Below are 22,397 nucleotides of genomic sequence, written 5' to 3' on the forward strand. Positions count from 1 at the left end.
CTGCCTAGCTCTGGGTGTCGGGGACGGCACTGCCGAGGTCCAGGGCGTCCAGCTCCGCGTCGCTCAGTCCCTGGACGAGGCTGATGCTCTCGCTGAGCGCGGTCAGGTCCAGCGCGGCTTCGGGCCCGGCGTCCGGAAGGCCGCGCTCCACTTCGGCGGCCAGCGCGGACAGCGTCTCGGCCGCGAAGACCGTCTGCACCCGCAGCTCCACGCCCGTCCGCTGCTTGATCATGTTGATCATGCGGGTCACGAGCAGCGAGTTGCCGCCCATGGAGAAGAAGTTGCTGTCCATTCCCAGGTGCCCGGTGTCGGTGCCCAGCAGTTCGGCCCAGACCTCGCAGACCACCTGTTCGGTCGGAGTGCGCGCGGCCGCGCCCGGCTCGCCGGACCGCTGCGGCAGCTCGGGTTCGGGCAGCGCGGCGGTGTCCAGCTTGCCGTTGCCGGTCAGCGGCAGCTCGTCCAGCAGCACATACCCGGAGGGCGCCATATAGGACGGCAGCGCGGCCCGCAGCGCGGCGTCCAACTCCTCCTTCAGCGCCCGCTCGTCCGGCCGGTGCGGCTGCGGAGCCGTTCCCTCGGCCGGGACGACGTATCCGACCAGGCGCCGGTCGTCGCCCTGGCCGCGCACCACCACGCGGGCCTCGGCGACCGCCGGGTGCTCGTTGAGGCGGGTGGCGATCTCCCCCAGCTCGATGCGGTACCCGCGGATCTTCACCTGGCCGTCGTTGCGGCCCAGGAACTCCAGCGTGCCGTCCGGCAGCCGCCGTCCCAGGTCGCCCGTGTGGTACATGCGGGCCCCGGGCGCGTCGCAGAACGGGTCGGACACGAAGCGCTCCGCGCTCAGCTCGGCGCGGTTGAGGTAGCCGCGGGCCACGATCCCGCCGCCGATGACCAGTTCACCCACCGCGCCGGTCGGCACCGGGTTCCCGTACCGGTCCAGGACGTACACGCTCATGCCCGGCAGGGGACGGCCGATGGGCCGGGTCGTCAGCCGGGTGTCCGGCTCGACCACCTCCCGGTAGGTGGAGACCACCGTCGTCTCGGTGGTGCCCCACATGTTGACCAGCGTGGTCCCCTCGTTGACGGGCCGCCGGAACCACGGCGCCAGCGGCGAGGCATCCAGCTCCTCCCCGCCCAGCAGCACCGTCCGCACCTGGTGCGCAGCGCCCTCCTCGCCCTGCGCCGCGATGAGCTGACCGAACCCGGTGGGGGTCTGGCCGAGCACGGTCACACCCTCCTCGCACAGCAGCGTGTAGAAGTCCGCCGGGCTGCGCGCCACGTCCTGGGTGACCACCACGAGCCGGCCGCGGTGCAGCAGCGCGCCCCACATCTCCCAGACCGTGAAGTCGAACGCGATGGAGTGGAACAGCGTCCACACGTCGCCTTCCCGGTAGCCGAACCACTCCTGAGCCGAGAGGAAGAACCGGGCGACATTCCGGTGCTCGACCATCACGCCCTTCGGCAGCCCCGTCGACCCCGAGGTGTAGATCACGTACGCCAGGTCGGACGGGGAGGCGCCCGGCACCGGCTCCGGATCGCTGTCCGGCAGCTCCGCCCAGCGGTCCGCGTCCCCCGGTACGTCCACCACGGCGGCGGCTCCGGCCTCCAGCCCGTCGGGGAGCGCGCCGTCCACCAGCACCACGCGCGGGGCGCTGTCCCGCAGCACGTGGCCGAGGCGTTCGGCGGGCGCCGACGGATCCAGCGGCACATAGGCGCCCCCGGCCTTCAGCACCGCCAGCGCGGACACCACCAGCCACTCGCTCCGCGGCAGACACAGCGCCACCAGCGACTCGTGTTCCACGCCCTGCTCGCGCAGATAGCGGGCCAGCCGGTTCGCCCGCGCGTTCAGCTCGCCGTACGTCAACGTCCGGTCCGCACAGCACACCGCGACCGCGTCCGGCACCTGGCGCACCACCTCCTCGAACCAGTCGTGCACATGCCGCTCGGCGTCGGCGTCGGTGACCCCGGCGGTCACCGGCTCCCAGGCGAACTCGGCCACCTCGCGGTTCCGCATCGCGGGCGGCAGCACGGACAGCTCACGGGCCGGCCGCTCCGCGCCCTCCTCGTCGGAGAGCGCGTCGACGAGGGAGACCATGGCCGCCTCCAGACAGTCGACGACCACCGCCGCGTCCTGCGCCCGATGGATCTGCGCGTCGATCTGGAACGCGTCCTCCAGGTCGTTGATCGAGACGGTCAGCGGATAGTTGCTGCGCTCGATCACCTCCGTCGACAGCGGAGTGACGCCCACCCGCCCCAGCAGCCGCTCGACCCCGTTGTCGCCCGGCATCTGCCGGTAGTTGAGGATCGCGTTGAACAACGGGACGTCCGCCCCGGGCAGTCCGCTGTGCGACCGGGCCTCGGACAGCGGGGTCTGCTCGAAGCGCGCCAGGCTGTGCAGCGCCTCGTCCGCCTGCCGCACCAGTTCCCGTACGCTGCGGCCGGACAGTCCGAACCGCACCGGCAGCGTGTTGATGAAGCTGCCGAGCATGCCCTCCATCCCGGCCGGCCCGTGCAGCCGCCCCCACATGACGGTGCCGAACACCACATCGTCGTGGTCGGTGCAGGCCGCCGCGGTCAGCGCCCAGCCGACGTGGAAGAGCGTCGCCGGACTCGTCCGCAGCTCCCCCGCGAGGGCGCGGATGCGCCCGCCCAGCCCGTCCTCCAGCGACCTGCGCACGTCCCGCACCTGCGCGCCGTCACCGTGCACGTCGTGCAGCCCGAACAGCACCGTCGGCTCCGAGACGTCACCGAGCAGCTCGGAGAAGAACACTCCGGCCGCGGCCAGGTCCTCGGGGCCGCGCCGGGTGTGCTCGACGAACGCCCGGTAGGGCACCGGATCCGGCAGCGCGTCGGCCCGCCCCTCCATGTGGGCGCCGATCTCGCCGAACAGCACGCCCAGCGAGGAGGCGTCGTGGATGGTGTGGTGCAGGCTGAGAATCGCGTGCCACACCCCGGTGCCGGGGTGCCGCCCGCGCCGCAGCCGGATCAGCGGGGCCTGGTCGAGCCGCATACGGGGAGCGTGGCGGACCAGCTCGGCCAGTTGCTCCTGGGCCGGGCTTCCCGCGTGCAGCTCGATCTCGGAGACGGTGAGGTCCACCTGCCGCAGCACGGCCTGGACCGGCCCGCTCAACCCGTCCGCCAAGAGCACGGTGCGCAGCGCGTCGTGCCGCGCCACGACCGCCCGCAGCGCATCGGCGAACCGGTCCAGACAGTCGCGGTCCGCGAAGGAGAACAGCCCAGAGGAGACGTAGGGGTCGTGCGCGCTCTCCTTGATGTGGTGGAAGAACATGCCCTCCTGCATCGGCGCGAGCGGGTACACGTCCTGGAGGTTCGCCTCCCCGCCCGGCACCGCGTCGACCACGGCCGCCAGCTCCTCCTCGGTCAGGGACACCAGGGGGAACGCGGCAGGCGTGAGGCGGGTGGTCTCCGGTGGGGCGGCGGGAGGCGCGGCGGCGGGGGAGGCCTCAGCGGTGGTCCGGGAGACCTCAACGGAGGCGGGGGCGGTCGGGGAGACGGGGGCGGTCGGGAAGGGTGTGGAGACCGGGGCGGCCTCCGCGGCCTCGGCGATGGCGGCGAGCGAGCGGGCCCGCAGGATGCCGGGCGGGTCGCAGTGCAGGCCCCGGTCCCGCAGCAGTGCCGCGAACCGGTGCGCGAGCAGGGAGTGGCCGCCGAGGGCCAGGAAGCTGTCCGCGGGACCGATGTCCTCCGGCCGGAAGCCGAGCAGTTCGGCGCAGGTCTCCAGGACGGCGGCCTCCTTGTCCGCCGCCGCCTTCTTCCGTTCCGTCCCCGCGGCCCGTTCCGCCGCTTCCGGCTCCCGGAGGGAGGGGGCGGCAGCACCCGGGCCCTCGGCAGTGGGCTCCGGAACCGCCGGGCCGGGGCCCGTAGTCGGCGCAGCGGACTCCGGGGCGTCCGGGCGGCCCGGATCCGGCGCCGGGGCCGAGATCTTCCCGGCGTGCGCCGCCCGGCCTGTGCTGCCGAGCCAGTAACGTGCGCGCTCGAAGGCGGTGCCCGGCAGCGGCACCAGCCGTCGGCCGCGAGAGTGCAGCCTGCGCCAGGGGATGCGCGCTCCGTTCACCCACAGTTCCGCCAGCCGCGCCAGGTCTCCGTCGGCGACCAGCGCGGAGAGGAACGCCTCGCCCGCAGCCCCGTCGAGCATGGACAGCAGCGGGCCCGCCCCGCCGTCCTCGCTGCTGCCCGTGTACACCGGGGCGGTACCGCGAGCGGTGTCCGGGCTGCCGGAGTCGTCGGCGGCCGCCAGGTATCCGGCCAAGGCACCGCGCAGCTCCTCGACGCTGCCGGCCACCACGGCGAACCGCTCGGGCATCGCCTCCCGGCCGACCTGGAGGGTGTACGCCACATCGGCCAGGCCCACCGCGGTACCGCTGCTCCCGAGGAACGCCTCCAGCCGCCGCACCGCGCCACGCAGCCGCGACCGGTCCCGGGCGGAGACCACCACCAGCTGCGGTCCCGCCTCTGGCGTGTCCGGCTCCTCCGCCGCGCTCCGCGGCGGCGCCTCGACCACGAGACTGACGTGGCTGCCGCCGGCCGCGACGGAGTTGATCAGCGCCCGGTGCGCGACGGGACGGCCCTGCACGTCCCGGCGCTCCGCCCACGGGGTCAGCTCCTCGCAGAGGACCAGCGGGCCCCCGTCCAGCGCGAGATGGGGATTGGGCTCACCCGTCCCGGCGAGCGGCGCCAGTTCCCCGTGCCTCAACTGCAGGGCGACCTTGGTGAGCTGCGCGACCCCCGAGGCCGCCTCCGGGTGTCCGATGTTCGACTTCACCGAGCCGACCGGCACCGGCTCGGGGACCCCGGCGAAGACCTCCCGCAGCGCGCTCATCTCGACCTCGTCGGACATCGCGGCGCCGTTCGCCGCCGACTCGACGTACCCGATCGACTCCGGCTCGGCACCGGCCCGCTCCAGCGCCCGGTTCATGACCGTCACCTGGGCCCGGCGACTGGGCGTCAGGAAGCCGCTGGCGCGGCCGCTGTGCAGCGAGGCGGTGCCCTTGACGACGGCGTGCACGGTGTCGCCGTCGCGCAGCGCGGCGTCCAGCGGCTTGAGCAGCAGGGCGCCGACCGCTTCCGCGGGCAGATAGCCGTCCCCGTCCCGGAAGCTGCGGCTGCCCGGGTGGCTGCCCAGCAGCCCCATCTCGGACAGCCCGAGGAACTTGTCCGGATGGGTGGCCAGGTTCGCCCCGCCCGCGATCGCCAAGTCGCTGTCCCCGCGGAGCAGATCGGCGCAGGCGAGATGGATGGCCATGGTCGAGGAGGTGCACATGCTGTCCACCGCCAGGCTCGGCCCCTCCAGCCCGAAGAAGTGCGAGACCCGGTTGGCGATGAGGTTGTACGAGGCCGCCGAGGTGAGGGCCGCGCTCACCGGATCCGAGGTGTCCGCCCGGTACAACTGGTAGGCGGCGCCCACATAGACGCCGACCCGCCGCTCGTAGCGCTCCTCAATGCTCTCCTGGGTGACGCCGCAGCTCTCCAGCAGCTCCCAGACCGCCTCCAGGAACAGTCGCTGCTGCGGATCCATCAGCGCCGCCTCGCGGGGCGAAATGTCGAACAGCGCCGGATCGAACCTGTCGATCCCGTCGATGAACCCGCCCCAGGCTCCTGCCGGCGGGCCCTCCTCCCACCGGTCGGCGGGCGGCTCGGTGACGCAGTCCCGCCCGTTCCTCAGGTGTTCCCAGAAGGAGTCCAGGTCCCCCGACCGCGGGTAGCGCCCGGTGATGCCGATGACAGCGACGTCCATGTATTCACCTCTGCTTTCGGCGCACCGGAGCGCGGCACGCTCCGGCACGGCCGCGGTCCCCGCGGCCCGGACGGATGGTGCCGACTGCGTCTGCGGATCCGGCCCGCACAGCGGGCGGACGCGCGGGCCACACCGGTAAGGCCCGGCGAAGCTCCGCACGGGCCGTCCGCGGGAGGTGCGGAACGTCCGGCTCGGGGGTGCCGGGCAGGGCACCGCAGGACACAGCGGGGGCGAGCTTCACGACAGGGGTCCCGGTGAGGGACTCGGAGAGGGTCTCGGTGGACGTCGGCGGGTCGGCCATCGGTATCCGTTCCAGAACAGCGTCGAGCCGGCAGTGAAGCCCGGACCGGACCCGTCACGAAGGGGATTCCGGCCAGGAAGAAATACGGATTCGAAGACAACGGCGCATCGCAGGACGAAACACACGAAGACCGATGGCCCTTTCACGGCACCATGGAATCCCGCGAGGCCGAAGAGCATGATGGAGCTCTGCGACTGAAAGAAGACAGCAGTTTGCCGCCGAAAACCGGGGGGCATAGCGCCGCACCCGTGAATACCTACATTTTTGTGCCCCCGTTGTGATCGACCGCGAATTTCACGGCCGCAGATACACGAGGGGACAGCTCAAACTACCCCGTCACCCCCGTGATCACAGATGACACTATCGGACACTCCCAGCGGAAGGCAATGACCCGAAAGGATGCGATCCGGTCAAGCAGGTAACTGGAGTGTAATATTCTTCCCGAGTACGTCTTGAGCTGCGGCGTTGTCGGGTAAGCGAGCGCCCGCGCCGGGCGGCCGCACGGCGGGTGGGCCACCCCGCACGCCGTCGCTGCGCGCACACGCGGGCGCCCCGACCGGTCCGGTCGCGCGCCGGGACACGGCTCGATCACCGTGCCCACACCTCCGGTTCGACGAGCCGAGCATCCGGCAAGGTCGGCCCACGCCCGCCCCCCCGGCATCAACTCACGCCCTTCGCAGCCCACATCGCCCCACCGGCACCGCATCACCCCTTGACGGGACCTCATGTCCGTTGCGCCGATGCCCCGTCCACACTCCACCGCACCTCGCTGCGGCGGACCGCATCACGAGGGCCCCGCACTCCCCGCACCCGACAACCGACCCGCACCCGACTTCCCCGGAGCCGGTGCTTCGTGGCGCATGCACAACCGGCCGTCGCGCGCATTCACCGAAAGAGAGCGCGCAGGAATTGAGAGCTGCGCGGCCTACCCGCTTCCCACTCCAAAAGGATCCGGACCGCCTACAGCGTCCTGAAGCACCGCACACATATCCTGAACGCTGTAGTAGGGCGGTCCGACGCCAGGACGGAAGAGCGACAGCGGTTCGGCGAGCTCCTCGAAGGCAGGCGACTCGGGGAAGTGCTCGACCAGGATCCCCTCGACCTTGTTGATCAAAGCCATGGATCGGTCCTCGCCCGACATGAATGCCCCGACGAGCGCGAGCAGCTCTTTCTCGGGATTCACTGGAATCGGGCTCCTCGGAACTCGCGACGGGCCGCCTGGAATCGTCTGCCTCCACAGGCTGATTCCGCCCCGTCTCCCGTGCCGAGGCGCATGACCGAGCGGCCTCCCAGGCTCACCCGGCCCTGCGGAGCCGACGTCATCGGAATCACTCCCGCACCCGAATGCCAGCGGCGCCCACATCAACCTGGACCGCAAGGCCGGCACCGTCAACACCGCTGGGTGCCAGCCCCTCAGGTCCCGTGCAGAGCCGCCTCCAAGGCCTCGACGGCGAGCTTCCGGGCGACGTTGGCGGCACGCGTGTCGCGCAGGCTGTCCAGCAGGAGGAAGTCGTGGACCATGCCCGCCACCCGCACCGCGGTGACGTCCACACCGGCCTCCCGCAGCCTGCCCGCGTACCGCTCGCCCTCGTCGCGCAGCACATCCGCCTCGTCGGTGATCACCAGCGTGGTGGGCAGCCCCCGCAGCTGCTCCAGGGTTGCCCGGAGCGGAGCGGCGTACACCTCGGCACGCTGACCGGGGTCGGCGGTGTAGGCGTCCCAGAACCACTTCATCCCGTCCCGGGTGAGGTAGTAGCCCTCGGCGAACTGACGGTAGGAAGGCGTGTCGAAGTCGGCGTCGGCGACGGGATAGAGCAGAACCTGCGCCTTGAGGTCGATCCCGCCGCGCTCCTTGTTCATCAGTGCGAACACCGTCGCCATACAGCCGCCCACCGACTCGCCGGTGACGGCGATACGCGAGGTGTCCAGACCGTGCTCCGCGCCGTGCGCCAGGACCCATTGGCCCACGGCATAATTCTGTTCCACCTGAGTGGGGTACTTCGCCTCCGGCGCCCGGTCGTAGACGGGGAAGACACCCGCGGCACCCGCCCCCACGGTGAGCTCGCGGAAGAGCCGGTCGTGGGTCCGGTCGTCGCCGAAGACCCATCCGGCACCGTGGATGTAGAACACCACCGGCAGCGGCCCGCTCGCCCCCTTGGGCCGGATGATGCGGGTGCGGACCGTGCCCCACTGCCCGGCGTCCACCTCGACCCACTCCTCGTCGACATCCGGGCGGGCCACGCTGGTGTCGCTCTGGAGGTCGAGCAGGATCTGGCGCCCCTGCTCCGGGGGGACCTCGTAGATCCGCGGATGCGGGTCGGTCGCCTCGGCCAACTCCCGTGCGGCGGGTTCGAGGTAGGGGGCGGCGGGCTGCGGCGTCTCGGTCATGACTGCTCCCTGTCCCGGGTACGTGCTCCGACGTGCGCGATGTCCGGCGCGCGCCATCCCGCACCTGTCGGACAGAACAGCGCATATCCCCCTCTTCTCATCGTCGCGCGTCACCCGCGACGCGCAACCCGTGTCACGACCCGGCGCCGGGCGGGCGCGGCACCCGGGACGCTGTGCGCCCCTGGTCCGTCGCCTCCCGGGGGGCCGGCGCGCCCCGGCCTGACGCGTACTGATCACGCGGCCCGGCTCGTCGTCGGCCCGGGTCCGTGTCCGTGCTCGCGTCCCGCCTGCGCGCCGCGCGAGAGCTGCTGGAGGAGGACGGCAGCGCCGCCCTTGTCGATGCGGGCCGTCGCACGGCGCGCGGGCGTCTCGCCGACCGCCCCTACCGCCACTTCCCGGAACGGGAGACGCTCGTCTCCGCGGTGGCCGCCGAGAGATACCGCGAACTCGCCGCGCACCTCGCCGCCGCCCACCCCTCCCCCACGTCCCCCGAGGAACTCGCGTCGGTGGCCGTCGCCTACGTCCGCTTCACACTCGACCACCCGGCTCTGTTCCGAGCGATGTTCGCCGAGCCCTGCGACCCCGACAACGAGGAGCGGGTCGCCGCGACCGCGACCATCGCCGCATACGTCCGCGACATCGCCCGCCGGGCATTCCCCGAGGCCGATCCGGAGGCGCTGTGGACCTCGGTGTGAGCACACGTACACGGCCTGGCGTTCCTGCACCTGGACGGCACATTCGACGCGGCCACCCCCGAAGCGGTCGCCGAGCAGGTCCGCACCACGGTCCTCACCCTGTGCACCGCCGCCCCGGCCCTCGCGCAGCCGACGCCCGCGGAGCAGCCCCGGTAGCGAGCGGAGGCCGTCACCGCACCCTGAGCGCAACGTCCGTCCCCTGGCCCGCGCCACCGAGGGGCATCAACTCATGGACGCAGGGCGGCACATCGGAAAGGTCCCGCTGGTGAACGGTCGGCCTCGCGCTCTCACAGGGTGCACCCCGCCTGAGACCAAGACTGAGACCGGGCGGACCCGCACGGAGCGGACGAAACGTCACCGTCGTATCCGCCCAACCACAAAACCCCAGGTCAGAATCCATCTGACCTGGGGTTCCAAGTGGAGCCGCCTAGGGGAGTCGAACCCCTGACCTACGCATTACGAGTGCGTCGCTCTGGCCGACTGAGCTAAGGCGGCAGTGCGTGCGGCCAGTCTGGGGGCCGCTGCGGCGATAAGTCTACAGGGTTTGCGAGGGTGGTCGGGACGGGGGTGGCGGGGTCAGCCGCAGGTGGTGCCGTCCTCGGGGGGCTTGCCCTGCAGCAGGTAGGCGTTGACCGCCTTGTCGACGCATGCGCTGCCGCGGAGGTAGGCGGTGTGGCCGTCGCCCTTGTACGTGAGGAGGCGGGCCGAGGAGAGCTGGCCGGCCAGGCCCTGGGCCCAGCGGTAGGGGGTGGCCGGGTCGCGGGTGGTGCCGACGACCACGATCGGGTCGGCGCCCTTCGCGGCGATGCGGTGCGGGGCGCCCGTCGGCTCGACCGGCCACTCGGCGCAGTTCAGCGCCGCCCAGGCGAATCCGCGGCCGAAGACCGGGCTGGCCTTCTCGAAGGAGGGGACGGCCTTGCGGGCCGCGGCCGCGTCGGAGAAGGCCGGGGGCAGGTCGAGGCAGTTCACGGCCGGGTTGGCGTACATGATGTTGCTGTACTCACCGTCGGGGCCACGCTCGAAGTAGTCGTCGGAGAGCGCCAGCAGCGGGGCGCCGTCGCCCTTGCCCGCCGCGGTCAGGGCCTCGCGCAGCATCGGCCAGGAGCCCTCGTCGTACATGGCGCGGATCACACCTGTGGTGGCGAGGGATTCGGTGAGGGTGCGCGCGGGGTCGTCGGTCTTGAGGGGGTCGCGGTCCACGCGGGCGAAGAGCGCGCTGAGCTTCTTGCCGGCCTGTTGGACGCCGTCGGTGCCCAGCGGGCAGTCGGACATCTTCACGCAGTCCCGCGCGAACGCCTTGAACGCCGTGTCGAAGCCCGCCGTCTGCTCGCGGTTGACGCGGCGCGCCGAGAGGGAGGGGTCCATGGCGCCGTCCAGCACGAGCCGCCCGGAGCGCTCCGGGAACAGTCCCGCGTAGGTGGCGCCGAGGTAGGTGCCGTAGGAGGCGCCGACATAGTTGAGTTTCCGGTCGCCGAGCACGCCGCGCAGTACGTCCATGTCCCGGGCGGCCTCTACCGTCGAGACGTGGCCGAGGAGCTTGCCGGTGCGCTTCTCGCACCCCTTGGCGAACTTCTCGTACGCGGCGGTGAGCGCGTCGGTCTCCGAGGCGTCGTCCGGCGTCTGGTCGACCCGGGTGTAGGAGTCCATCTGCTTGTCGCCGAGACACTCGACGGGCTCACTGCGGCCGACGCCCCGCGGGTCCATGCCGACCAGCCTGTAGCGCTCCCGCACCTGCTGCGGATAGGCCAGGGCCACCGACTGCTGCACGTACTCGATCGCCGAACCGCCCGGGCCGCCCGGATTGACCTGGAGCGAACCGCCCTCCGGCGGCTTCTTGCCGGACTGCTGCTTGGTGCGGGTCACCGCCAGGCCCGTGGTCGTCGCCTCGTCGCCGGGGTCGTCGCCCGGCTTGTCGTAGTCCAGCGGCACCCGCAGCGTGGCGCATTCGAACTGGGCCGGGCCGCAGTCGTGCCACGACAGCTTCTGCTCGTAGTACGGGCGCAGCTCGTCGGGGATTTTCGCGGGCAGCGGTTCGAGCGGGGGTGCGTCGGCGCCCGCGTGGGTGCCCTTCGCCGAGGGGTCGGTGCCCGGCTCGGACGCGTCGTCGTCCGAGCAGCCGGACAGGAGCAGGGCCGTGGCCATGAGGACCGCGGCGCTCCCGAGCCGGCCGCGGGACCCGCCGCCTCGGCGGCCGCGGGACGCGCCCCCGTAGCGGATACGGGAGGCGGGTGGCTGACTCATGGGGCATCCCTCCGGCGGCGGCACGTGCTGGGAGCGTACCCAGCCGTGCCCCGGGCCGTCGTCCGCGGGGGCGCTGTGGCGCGTCAGTCCGCCGGTCGGCGCCGCCCCCCGGCTCGTCTCCGTGCCGCCGGGCCGCGTCCCGACCGGCTCACGCCGCTCTCCCGGCAGTCCGGTGGGCCGCGGTCGTGCGGTGGACCGGGAGCCCTGACAGGCCACCAGGAGGCGTCAGGGGCCACGTCGGGATGGGGCGTCAGCCGGCCCGCAGCGCCATCGTCATCGCCTCCACCGCCAGCAGCGGGGCGACATTGCGGTCCAGCGTCCGGCGGCACTCCAGGATCGCCTCGATCCGGCGCAGCGTCTGCTCCGGGCGGGATGTCGCGGCCAGTTGACCGATCGTGCCGGCCGCGTCGTCGTGCGACAGGGCGACGGACGAGCCGAACTGGCGGGCCAGCACGTCCCGGTAGAAGGCCGTCAAGTCGGAGAGCGCCAGGTCGAGCGAGTCGCGCTGGGTGCGGGTCGCGCGGCGCTTCTGCTTGTCCTCCAGTTCCTTCATCGCCCCCGCCGTACCGCGCGGCAGCCGCTTGCCCTCCGCCGCGCCGAGGGCGGCCCGCAGTTCCTCGGTCTCCTTGGCGTCCAGTTCCTCGGCGACCTGCTTGGCGTCCTCCGTCGCGGCGTCGATCAGCTCCTGGGCAGCGCGCAGCGCACTGCCCACATCGTCGACCCGGGACGGCAGCTTGAGGACCGCCTGCCGTCTGGCGCGGGCCCGCTCGTCGGTGGCCAGCCGCAGCGCATGGCCGATGTGTCCCTGGGTGGCCCGTGCCGCGGACGCGGCCGCATCCGGCGCGATCCCGTCCCGCCGCACCAGCAGATCCGCCACCGCGTCGACCGGGGGCGTGCGCAGCGCCAGATGCCGGCAGCGGGACCGGATGGTGGGGAGGACGTCCTCGGTGGACGGCGCGCACAGCAGCCACACCGTGCGCGGTGCCGGTTCCTCGACGGCCTTCAGCAGCACGTTGCCGGCGCCCTCCGTCAGGCGGTCGGCGTCCTCCAGGACGATCACCTGCCAGCGCCCGCCCGACGGGGACATCTGCGCCCCGCGCACCAGCGCGCGCGTCTCCTTCACGCCGATGGTCAGCAGATCGGTGCGGACGATCTCGACATCCGCGTGGGTGCCGACCATCGTCGTATGGCAGCCCTCGCAGAAGCCGCATCCCGGGCTGCCGCCCAGCGCCCGGTCCAAGCTGACGCACTGGAGCGCCGCCGCGAACGCGCGGGCCGCCTGCTCGCGGCCCGCACCGGGCGGTCCCGTGAAGAGCCAGGCGTGGGTCATCGCGGAGCCGGAGAGGTCCGCGGAGCCGTGCGCCGCGGCCTCCGCCGTCACATACGCGTCCGCGTCCCCCGCGGCAGCGGCGAGCTGCTTCGCTGCCCTGTCCTGGCCCACCAGGTCGTCCCACACCGCCATGGGGACCATTGTCGCGGATACCGGTGACAGTCGGCTCCGCCGGATGCCGGCGTCGGGGCGGGGCGGGGCGGCGGGCCGAGGACCGGGTCGACGGGCCAGGCCCGTCGGCCGGTCGTCCGGCATCAGCCGTCACGCCTCCCGCCGTCACGCCGTCCGCCGTCAGCGACGTCGGCGGTCGTCGCGCTCCCCGTCCTCCTGCGGGTCGTGCGGGCCCAGAAGCTCGTCCGCCAATGTGGGGACGTCGTCCATCGGGGTGTCCTCCGCCCACGAGGGGCGGGGGCGCTCCCCCTCGTCGACCTGGGGCAGTTCCCGGGTACGGTCCTCGGCGTCGTCCGAACCGGAGGCGGAACCGGAGCCGGCGGCGGAATCCGCGTCCGCGTACCGCTCCCGGGGGTCCACCTGGGGGAGGACGGCCGTCTCCCCCGCGTCCTGGGACTCGGAGACCCGGGGCAGCACGGTCGTCTCGTCGTCGGACGCGCCGCTGCCGGGACGCGGCAACTGCGTGGTGTCCTCCGCATCCGGACCGGCGGCCTCGTCCCGCGAGCCCAGGTGCGGGATCTGCGCGGTGTCCGCCTCGGCCCCGTCCGGCGCGCGGTCCTCGGCACCCGACGTGCCGGAAGCGGAGCCCCCGGCTGCCGAATCGTCGCCGGGCGCTTCGGCGGACTGCGCGTCGGCCTCTTCCCGCCGCGCCCGCTCCGCGGCCTCCGCTTCCGCGTCCGCCTCGGCCTTGGCCTTGGCCTTGGCTTCGGCGGCCGCGGCGGCCCGCGCCTGCTCGGCCTTCAACAGGGCTTCCTCGGCCTTGCGCTGCCGCTCCAGGCGCCGCTCCTCGGCCTCGGCCCGGAGCCGCTTCTCCTCCTCGGCCCGCTTGCGCAGCCGCTCCTGCTCCTCCTCATGGGCGCGCTGCTCGGCCTCGCGCCGCTCGCGTTCCTCCTCGGCGATCCGGCGGGCCTCCTCGGCCTGCTTCCGGGCCTCCTCCGCCCGGCGGGCCTCCTCGCGCTGGCGCGCCAGTTCCGCTTCGCGGCGCTTGCGCTCCTCCTCCTCGCGGCGGAGCTTCTCCAGCTGCTCCTGGCGCTCGCGTTCCTTGCGCTCCTCCTCCGCCTTGCGCCGGGCCTCTTCCTCGGCACGCCGCCGCGCCTCCTCCTCGGCCCGCTTGCGGGCCTCTTCCTGGGCCTTCTTCTCGGCCTCGGAGAGCGGCAGCACCTGGTCGAGCCGGTGCCGGACGGCGGTGGTGACGTTCTCGGGCTCCTGCCCGGCGTCGACGACGAGGTAGCGGGCCGGGTCGGCGGCCGCGAGGGTGAGGAAGCCGGACCGGACCCGCTGGTGGAACTCGGCCGGCTCGGACTCCAGCCGGTCCGGCGCCTCCGTGAAGCGTTCCCGGGCGGTCTCGGGTGCGACGTCGAGCAGCACGGTCAGGTGCGGCACCAGTCCGTCGGTCGCCCAGCGGTTGATCCGGGCGATCTCCGCGGGGGACAGATCGCGGCCCGCCCCCTGGTAGGCGACGGACGAGTCGACGTAGCGGTCCGAGAGGACCACGGCGCCGCGCTCCAGCGCGGGGCGGACGACCGTGTCCACGTGCTCGGCGCGGTCGGCGGCGTACAGCAGGGCCTCCGCGCGGTGCGAGAGCCCGGCCGAGGAGACATCCAGCAGGATCGAGCGCAGCCGCTTGCCGACCGGGGTGGAGCCGGGCTCCTTGGTGACGACGACCTCGTGGCCCTTGGCCCGGATCCAGTCGGCGAGCGCGTCCACCTGCGTGGTCTTGCCCGCGCCGTCGCCGCCTTCCAGGACCAGGAAGAATCCGCTCCCGGCCGGGGTCTGCCGGGGGCGGCCGCCGCCGAACGCCGCCACCAGATCGCGCCGCAGCGGCACGCCCTGCCGGTCGTCGGTGCGGCCCAGCAGGATCGCTCCGACGGGCAGCAGCAGCGCGCCGACCAGCATCAGCGTGAACGAGGCGCCGCCGTGGTCGAAGACGAACGAGCCGTTCTCCACCCGGTGCGGGCCGATGAACGCGGCCAGTACGGGCGCCAGGATCACGCCCACGGCCAGCGACAGCCGGACCACCGCCTGCAGATGCTCGGTCGTCCGGACGCGGCGGGCTTCGTCGGTCTCCTGGTCGAGCAGGGTGTGCAGGGTGTTCGCGGCGACACCGCCGCCGAGTCCGGCCAGCAGCGCCAGCGCGATGACGGTCGCGGTGTCGGGCACCAGTCCGGCCGCCAGCAGCACGATGCCGGTCAGCCCGGTGACGAGCGCGAGCAGCCGGCGCCGCGAGAGGGACGGCACCGTGTGCGGCGCCAGCCGGATCCCGGCGACCGTGCCGCCGGTCAGCAGCAGCACCAGCAGCCCGAAGGCGACCGGCCCGCCCCCCAGGTCGGCGGCGTGCAGCGGGGCGAGGGCGACTGCCGCCGCGATGGCTCCGCCCACGGCGCCACCGGCGACGACGAGGAGCGGCACGGCTCCCGTGCGCCCCTTGTCGGAGCCGCCGTCCGCCGTACGGGGCCGGCGCAGGCCCTCCAGCGGAGACCGGGGGCGGGGGGTCTGCCCGTCGGGCAGTTCGAGGAAGTACACGACGGCGGCCGCCGCGGCGAACAGGCCGGCCGCCACGTACGAGGCGAGCGCGGCCTGGTGCGAGCCGAACCAGTCGACCCCCGTGGCGAGCAGATTGCTGACCAGGGTGACGACGACGAGCCCGGCCGCCGCGACGGGCAGCGCCACGAATCCGGAGCGCAGCCACAGCCGGCGCAGCGCCTCGCCGTGGTCCGGCAGCGGCCGCAGCGCCGTGCCCTCGGGCGGCGCGGCCGGCAGCAGCGCGGGGGCGGCGCTGTCCCTGGTCACGGTGGAGACCCGCTCGGCGACGCCCGTCACGAAGACGGTGATGAGCACGACGGCGAACGCGCTGGCGGGCGTCCAGTCGACCCACAGCGGGGCGATGATCAGTGCGGCGGCGCGCAGCGCGTCGGCGCCGAACAGCGTCCACCGCCGGTCCAGGATCTTCTTCCCGGCGCCGGACCCGCCGCCGCTTCCGCCGTTCTTCCCGGCGTCCGCCGCGGGGCTCGTTCCGGCGTCCGCTTCGGCGTGCGGTCCGGCGTTCGCCCCGGGGTCCGTTTCGGCCTGCGTTCCGGTTCTCGTTCCGCGGTTCTCCTTGACTCCGCTGACCAGCGCGGAGACCGGGCCCAGCAGGACGGCGCCGAACAGCAGCGTGGACAGCAGCCGGAGCCCGAAGACCGTGGCCACGACCAGTGCCATTCCGCGGTATCCGCCGCCGAATACCGGGTCGCCCGCCACGCCGCGCACGGCCGCCGCCTGCATCGCCAGCAGCAGCAGCACCAGGAGGCCCAGCATGTCGCCGATCCCACTGGTGAACTGCGCGGTCCACAGCCGCCGCAGCGGGGGGAAACGCAGCAGCGCGGTCACGGCACCCTCGCGGGATTCCGCTGCGAGGGCGTCGTCCGGGGCAGTTGGGGGCGAAGACTTCATCCCGCCAGCGTATAGGGAGGAGGCCGGCACCTGGATGCGTACCCGAACATCTGTGTGCTACAGCTCCGCAACCGCTGCGTCGTCATACCGCCGCAGCGCTCTTCGGCCTCTCCCCTGGCCTCACGTCCCCGCTTCCTGGCGTCCCCGCAGCCTGGCCCGCATCGCGGACCCCGGAGTCCGGGGCCCGCGACGTGCCACACCACACCGGCGTCCCGCGGCCGCCTCCCAGGGCGGCACCGAGACCAGTCGCCGCGCGAAGCGGCGAGCGGCGCCGGGCCGGCTCACTCCTCCGCGGACTTCTCGGTGGCCGTCTTCTTCGCGGTGCTCTTGGTGGCCGTCTTCTTCGCGGACTTCGCGGGCGCCTTGGCCGCCGCCTTGGTGGCCGTCTTGGCGGCGGTCTTCTTCGCCGCCGTCTTCTTGGCCGCGGTCTTCTTGGCGGGTGCCTTCTTCGCCGCCGCCTTCTTCGCGGGCGCCTTCTTCTTGGCGGGGCCCTTGGCCCGCTTCTCGGACAGCAGCTCGAAGCCCCGCTCAGCGGTGATCGTCTCGACGTCGTCGTCCCGCCGCAGGGTCGCGTTGGTCTCGCCGTCCGTCACGTACGGACCGAACCGGCCGTCCTTGACCACCACGGGACGCTCCGTCTCCGGATCGGTCCCCAGCTCCTTGAGCGGCGGCTTCGCCGCGGCCCTGCCGCGCTGCTTGGGCTTGGAGTAGATCTCCAGCGCCTGCTCCAGCGTGATACCGAAGATCTGCTCCTCGCTCTCCAGCGAGCGGGAGTCGGTGCCCTTCTTCAGATAGGGGCCGTAGCGCCCGTTCTGCGCGGTGATCTCGTTGCCGGACTCGGGGTCCACCCCGACGACCCGCGGCAGCGACAGCAGCTTCAGCGCGTCCTGGAGCGTGATGGTGTCCAGCGACATCGACCGGAAGAGCGAAGCCGTCCGCGGCTTGACCGCGTTCTTGCCCGTCTTCGGCGTGCCCTCGGGCAGCACCTCGGTCACATACGGCCCGTAGCGCCCGTCCCGTGCCACGATCGGGCGGTCGGTCTCCGGGTCGGTCCCGAGTTCGAAGTCGCCGCTGGGCTTGGCCAGCAACTCCTTGGCGTAGTCGACGGTCAGCTCGTCCGGCGGCAGGTCGTCGGGGACGTCGGCACGCTGGCCCGGCTCGCCCTCCTGCTGGCTGGGCCCTTCCACGTAGGGGCCGTACCGACCGACGCGGAGCATGATGCCCTCGCCGACGGGGAACGAGGACACGCCCTTGGCGTCGATGGCGCCGAGGTCGGAGACGAGTTCCTTGAGGCCGCCGAGGTGGTCGCCGTCGCCGTTGCCCGCCGTGGCGGCCGCGCCGGTCTCCTCCTCGCCCTCGCCGAAGTAGAAGCGCCGCAGCCACGGCACGGACTCCGCGTTGCCCGCGGCGATGCGGTCGAGGTCGTCCTCCATCCTGGCGGTGAAGTCGTAGTCCACGAGCCGGCCGAAGTGCTTCTCCAGCAGCCCGACCACGGCGAAGCTCAGGAAGGACGGCACCAGCGCGGTGCCCTTCTTGAAGACATAACGCCGGTCCAGGATGGTGCTGATGATCGAGGCGTAGGTGGAGGGGCGCCCGATCTCGCGCTCCTCCAGCTCCTTGACCAGCGTCGCCTCGGTGTAGCGGGCCGGCGGCTTGGTCGCGTGGCCGTCGACGGACATCTCCTCGGCGCGCAGCGGGTCGCCCTCGGCGACCTGCGGCAGCCGCCGCTCCCGGTCGTCCAGTTCCGCGTTGGGGTCGTCGGCGCCTTCCACATACGCCTTGAGGAAGCCGTGGAAGGTGATGACCTTGCCGGTGGCGCTGAACTCGGCGTCCCGGCCGTCCGCCGACCGGCCGCCGACCTTCACCGTCACCGACTGCCCGACCGCGTCCTTCATCTGGGAGGCGACGGTCCGCTTCCAGATCAGCTCGTAGAGCTTGAACTGGTCGCCGGTCAGGCCCGTTTCCGCAGGCGTGCGGAACCGGTCGCCGGAGGGGCGGATCGCCTCGTGCGCCTCCTGCGCGTTCTTGACCTTGCCCGCGTAGGTGCGCGGCTTGTCCGGCAGGTAGTCGGCTCCGTAGAGCTGGGTGACCTGGGAGCGGGCGGCCGAGACCGCCGTGTCCGAGAGCGTCGTGGAGTCCGTACGCATGTAGGTGATGAAGCCGTTCTCGTACAGCTTCTGCGCCACCTGCATGGTCGACTTGGCGCCGAACCCGAGCTTCCGGCTCGCCTCCTGCTGGAGGGTCGTCGTACGGAAGGGAGCGTAGGGCGAGCGGCGATAGGGCTTGGACTCGACGGACCGGACGGCGAACTCGGTGTTCTCCAGGGCCGCCGCCAGCGAGCGGGCGCCCTCCTCGTCCAGATGGAGGACGGCGGACCGGTCCTTGAGCCGGCCGTCCGAACCGAAGTCGCGGCCCTGGGCGACACGGCGCCCGTCGACCGTGGTCAGCCGCGCCCCGAATGTCGCCGGGTCACCGGAGGCGCCCTTGCCGGAACCCGCACCCGAGCCCGCCGACGCCGAGGCATCCCCCGCCTGCCCCGTCGCGAACGTGCCGGTCAGGTCCCAGTACTCGGCGGACCGGAACGCCATGCGCTCCCGCTCCCGCTCCACGACCAGCCGGGTGGCCACGGACTGGACCCGGCCCGCCGACAGCCGCGGCATGACCTTCTTCCACAGCACGGGCGAGACCTCGTACCCGTACAGCCGGTCCAGGATGCGGCGGGTCTCCTGCGCGTCGACCAGCCGCTGGTTGAGGTCGCGCGGGTTGCGGACGGCGTTCTGGATCGCGTCCTTGGTGATCTCGTGGAAGACCATCCGCTTGACCGGGACCTTGGGCTTGAGCACCTGCTGCAGGTGCCAGGCGATGGCCTCGCCCTCGCGGTCCTCGTCAGTGGCGAGCAGCAGTTCGTCGGATTCGGCCAGCAGCTCCTTGAGCTTCTTGACCTGGTCCTTCTTGTCGCTGTTGACGACGTACAGCGGCTCGAAATCGTGATCGACGTTGACGCCGAGGCGGGCCCAGGGCTCGCCCTTGTACTTCGCGGGAACCTCGGCCGCACCGCCCGGAAGGTCGCGGATGTGCCCGACGCTGGCCTCGACAACGTAGCCAGGGCCGAGATAGCCCTTGATCGTCTTGGCCTTGGCAGGCGACTCGACGATCACAAGTCGGCGCCCACCATTTGCTGTCTCGTGGGTCGGGGACAACTTCTGCTCTTCTCTCCGGTCGGTTTCGAGGAATCACTCCGCAGCGCTACCGCTGCGGAGTGTGACGGTACCTCCCGCCCCCATGTCAAACGGGAAAAGTCGGCAACGCCACTCGAACGGTAACCCGACAACCAGCCGTCCCGCCGCTCGGCGGCTCTGGCAACATGTCGGGGGCACATCACCAGGTACCGCTCGACCTCGGAGGTCTTGTGTCCGACCCGAATCAGCCCGGCTACGGCTATCCCCAGCAGCCGGGACAGAACCCTTACAACCAGCCGCCCGGCCAGCCGGCATACGGCTACCCGCAGCAGCAGCCGATGGGCGCCATGCCCGGCCAGTACACCGGGGACCCGAACGCTCCGTACGGTTACGACCCGTACGGACGGCCGCTCTCCGACAAGTCCAAGATCGTCGCGGGAGTGCTCCAGCTCTTCATCGGCGGCCTGGGCATCGGCCGGTTCTACACCGGCCACGTGGGCATGGGCATAGCCCAGCTCTTCACCTGCGGGGGCCTGGGCATCTGGTCGCTGGTCGACGGCATCATCTTCCTGACCAGCGACAGCCGCACCGACAGCGACGGCCGCGTCCTGCGTGGCTGAGGCTGCCGAACGCCCCGGGGGAGGGCGCCGCGACACGAGGGGAGGCACTGGCCACATGGCGATCATCGACGTCCCTGCTGCCGTGGGCCGACTCCGCGCCGCCCTCTCCCACCCGGCCGCCCCGCCGCTCGCCACGGCGGCGGCCGGCCTGGCAGGCGCCTGCTATCTGTGGGGCACCGACCCGCACACCTCGGGCAACCTGCTGCCCCGCTGCCCCTTCAACTGGGCCACCGGACTGCTCTGCCCCGCCTGTGGCGGCACGCGGATGGTCTACGACCTGATGCACGGCGATGTCGCCGCCGCCCTGCACGACAACGCCGCACTGCTCACCGTCGGCCTGCCCGTCGCCCTCTACCTCTCCGGCCGCTGGCTCTCCGAGGGGCTGCGCGGCCGGCGCTGGGCCCCGCGCATGAGCACCCGCGGCAAGGTGGCCGTACTGAGCGCCGCCGTCGCCTGGGTCGTGGCCCGGAATCTGCTCTGACGCCGGCGGGCCGTCTCGGCGGCGCAGGAGTCGTCCCCGCGCGGCCCGGCACCCGAGTCGTCCCCCGCGGCCCGGCACCCGGCTCCGGGCCACCGCTCGTCTCCGGGGCCCGGCAACTCGTCCTGGCGGGGTGTCAGTCCTGCACCGGGGCCAGGAACCCCTGTTCGACCAGGAGTCTGATCGATTCCGGTGTGCGCGCCCGCAGCTCGGCCGGGTCCTCGCCCAGCAGTTGGCCGATGGCGTCCAGGATGCGGCCCGCGGTCAGCGTCCCGTCGCACACCCCGGCGAATCCGGCGCCGACCGTGTCCACCGTCGTCGCCCGCCGCATTCCCCGGTTCTGCCGCAGCACCACGTACTCCGGATCCTCCGCACCCGGCGCCCCGACCTGTTCCTGGACCACCTCGTCCGCGAGGAGGAAGCGGTATTCCAACAGCGCCGCGTCGCTGGTCCGGCGCAGGAAGTCCTGTCGTTCGAAGTGCGTCCGGATCACCTCGCCCAGCGGTTGTTCGACCGGATGCGGCCACTCCTCGGCACGCACCGAGGGGGACTCGGCGTCCGTGCGCCGCAGCGTGACCCAGCCGAACCCGACCGCCTTGGTGCCGCGTGCCGCGAACTCGTCCAGCCAGGCGTCGTAGCGCGCCGCGTACGCGGCCGCGCCGTCCCGGTGGTCCCCCGCGTCGCGCAGCCACAGCTCCGCGTACTGGGTGACGTCCTGCACCTCCCGCTGCACGATCCAGGCGTCGCACCCAGGCGGCACCCAGGAGCGGACGCGGTCCCGCCAGTCCGCACCCTCCTGGTGCTCCCAGTTGGCCAGCAACTGGCAGTAGCCGCCCGGGGTCAGCTGGCGGGCGGCCTGCTCGACGAGGTGGCGGCACATGTCGTCACCCGCCATGCCGCCGTCGCGGTAGGTCAGCCGGGCTCCGGGAGAGATCACGAACGGCGGATTGGAGACGATCAGATCGTACGGCTCCGCGTCCGCCACCGGCTCGAACAGCGAGCCCTCGCGCAGCTCCGGCTCGGCGGCGCCGGACAGTGCGAGGGTCAACCGGGTGAAGCGCAGCGCCCGCGGATTGAGGTCGGTGGCGGTGACATGCGTGGCGAACCGGTCGGCGTGCAGCGCCTGGATCCCGGAGCCGGCGCCGAGATCGAGCGCACGGTCGACCGGGGTGGGCACCATGATCCCGGCCAGCGTGGTGGAGGCGCCGCCGACGCCCAGGACCACGTCCGCCCCGGGGCGCCCCGCGCCGGACCCCCCTTGACCACCGGGCTCGCCGGACTCGCCGGACTCGCGTGCGTCACCCGGGTCACGCGAGTCGCCCGACACACGGAGGCCGCCCGCACCACCCGCGCCGCCGACGGCGCACCCGCTGTCACTGACGACCCACCAGTCCTGGCCCTCCGGACCGCTGTAGGGGCGCACGTCGACGGTGGCGCGTACGGACTCCTCGGCCCCCTCCGCCGGGCCCGGCACCCGCTCCAGCCAGCGGTCGGCCAGAAGCGCGTCGACGGGCAGCACGGCATGCGCGCTCCGGTACGGCACGGCCTGCTGCAGCAGGAAGAGGCGGGTCAGCGTCGCCAACGGCCCCCCGTCCCGGGTGGCGCGCAGCGCCGGAACAGTCTCGCCGCGGGCGAGGGCCGCGTAGGCGGGGGCGCCGAGGAGGTCCAGGAGGCCGTCGGCGGTGAATCCGGCGGCGCCCAGTGCCTCCCGCACCTTGCGGGTGCTCTCGGTCGTGGGCTCGGGAAGTGCGTCAGTGCTCACCCGCGCCATTCTCCTTCGCTCCCGGGCCGCTCCGCCGCCGGGGGC

The 22,397-nt window shown here is 72.8% G+C and carries 10 protein-coding genes, 1 tRNA gene and 1 pseudogene; 3 read left to right on the forward strand and 9 right to left on the reverse strand.

What is annotated here, in order from left to right; translation table 11 throughout:
- Window positions 1-4 precede the first annotated feature (4 nt).
- The 3 genes from P2424_RS28470 to P2424_RS28480 all read right to left on the reverse strand — a co-directional run bounded on the left by P2424_RS28470 (window position 5) and on the right by P2424_RS28480 (window position 8,444).
- Window positions 5-5,755: a non-ribosomal peptide synthetase gene (locus P2424_RS28470; RefSeq protein ID WP_276478532.1), complete on the reverse strand. Its 5,751-nt coding sequence runs from the start codon at window positions 5,753-5,755 to the stop codon at window positions 5-7.
- Window positions 5,756-6,981: 1,226 nt separating this feature from the next.
- A complete protein-coding gene (locus P2424_RS28475; RefSeq protein ID WP_276478533.1) occupies window positions 6,982-7,239 on the reverse strand; it encodes a hypothetical protein in 258 nt (85 codons plus the stop codon).
- Window positions 7,240-7,469: 230 nt separating this feature from the next.
- Complete coding sequence (locus P2424_RS28480; RefSeq protein WP_276478534.1) at window positions 7,470-8,444, reverse strand: alpha/beta hydrolase; 975 nt, start codon at window positions 8,442-8,444, stop codon at window positions 7,470-7,472.
- Between the two features lie 266 nt (window positions 8,445-8,710).
- Between P2424_RS28480 and P2424_RS28485 the strand changes: the two are divergent.
- A pseudogene (locus tag P2424_RS28485) lies at window positions 8,711-9,295 on the forward strand (TetR/AcrR family transcriptional regulator).
- 262 nt (window positions 9,296-9,557) lie between these two features.
- Here the strand turns inward: P2424_RS28485 and P2424_RS28490 are convergent.
- From P2424_RS28490 to topA, 5 genes are all read right to left on the reverse strand, one after another.
- Window positions 9,558-9,634 (reverse strand) — tRNA-Thr (locus tag P2424_RS28490).
- A gap of 81 nt (window positions 9,635-9,715) precedes the next feature.
- Window positions 9,716-11,281, reverse strand: a complete 1,566-nt coding sequence (locus tag P2424_RS28495) for an alpha/beta fold hydrolase (RefSeq protein WP_276479163.1) — start codon at window positions 11,279-11,281, stop codon at window positions 9,716-9,718.
- Window positions 11,282-11,630: 349 nt separating this feature from the next.
- Entirely contained in the window at window positions 11,631-12,842 is a 1,212-nt protein-coding gene (locus tag P2424_RS28500; protein WP_276478535.1) for a DNA polymerase III subunit delta', read from the reverse strand.
- A gap of 159 nt (window positions 12,843-13,001) precedes the next feature.
- Entirely contained in the window at window positions 13,002-16,313 is a 3,312-nt protein-coding gene (gene tmk / locus P2424_RS28505) for a dTMP kinase (protein WP_276478536.1), read from the reverse strand.
- 281 nt (window positions 16,314-16,594) lie between these two features.
- A complete protein-coding gene (gene topA, locus P2424_RS28510) occupies window positions 16,595-19,513 on the reverse strand; it encodes a type I DNA topoisomerase (RefSeq protein ID WP_276478538.1) in 2,919 nt (972 codons plus the stop codon).
- A 209-nt stretch (window positions 19,514-19,722) separates the two neighbouring features.
- On the opposite strand from topA, the gene P2424_RS28515 reads away from it, so the two are divergent.
- Together P2424_RS28515 and P2424_RS28520 are read left to right on the forward strand one after the other, a co-directional pair.
- Window positions 19,723-20,112 carry a TM2 domain-containing protein gene (locus tag P2424_RS28515; RefSeq protein ID WP_276478539.1) on the forward strand — a complete coding sequence of 130 codons (390 nt, stop codon included), beginning with the start codon at window positions 19,723-19,725 and terminating at the stop codon, window positions 20,110-20,112.
- A 55-nt stretch (window positions 20,113-20,167) separates the two neighbouring features.
- The gene (locus P2424_RS28520; protein WP_276478540.1) at window positions 20,168-20,593 is read left to right on the forward strand and encodes a DUF2752 domain-containing protein; all 426 of its coding nucleotides are present in this window, start codon (window positions 20,168-20,170) and stop codon (window positions 20,591-20,593) included.
- 133 nt (window positions 20,594-20,726) lie between these two features.
- Here the strand turns inward: P2424_RS28520 and P2424_RS28525 are convergent, their stop codons facing one another.
- The gene (locus P2424_RS28525; RefSeq protein WP_276478541.1) at window positions 20,727-22,352 is read right to left on the reverse strand and encodes a methyltransferase; all 1,626 of its coding nucleotides are present in this window, start codon (window positions 22,350-22,352) and stop codon (window positions 20,727-20,729) included.
- Between the last annotated feature and the right edge of the window lie 45 nt (window positions 22,353-22,397).

This window comes from Streptomyces sp. WMMB303 (genome assembly GCF_029351045.1).
GTDB lineage: Bacteria > Actinomycetota > Actinomycetes > Streptomycetales > Streptomycetaceae > Streptomyces.

Bases quoted from the DNA above. Each gene is read 5' to 3' on its own strand.
- P2424_RS28470 (WP_276478532.1), bottom strand. From the start codon at position 5,755: ATGGACGTCGCTGTCATCGGCATCACCGGGCGCTACCCGCGGTCGGGG.
- P2424_RS28480 (WP_276478534.1), bottom strand. From the start codon at position 8,444: ATGACCGAGACGCCGCAGCCCGCCGCCCCCTACCTCGAACCCGCCGCA.
- P2424_RS28495 (WP_276479163.1), bottom strand. From the start codon at position 11,281: ATGGCCACGGCCCTGCTCCTGTCCGGCTGCTCGGACGACGACGCGTCC.
- P2424_RS28500 (WP_276478535.1), bottom strand. From the start codon at position 12,842: ATGGCGGTGTGGGACGACCTGGTGGGCCAGGACAGGGCAGCGAAGCAG.
- tmk (WP_276478536.1), bottom strand. From the start codon at position 16,313: ATGAAGTCTTCGCCCCCAACTGCCCCGGACGACGCCCTCGCAGCGGAA.
- P2424_RS28520 (WP_276478540.1), top strand. From the start codon at position 20,168: ATGGCGATCATCGACGTCCCTGCTGCCGTGGGCCGACTCCGCGCCGCC.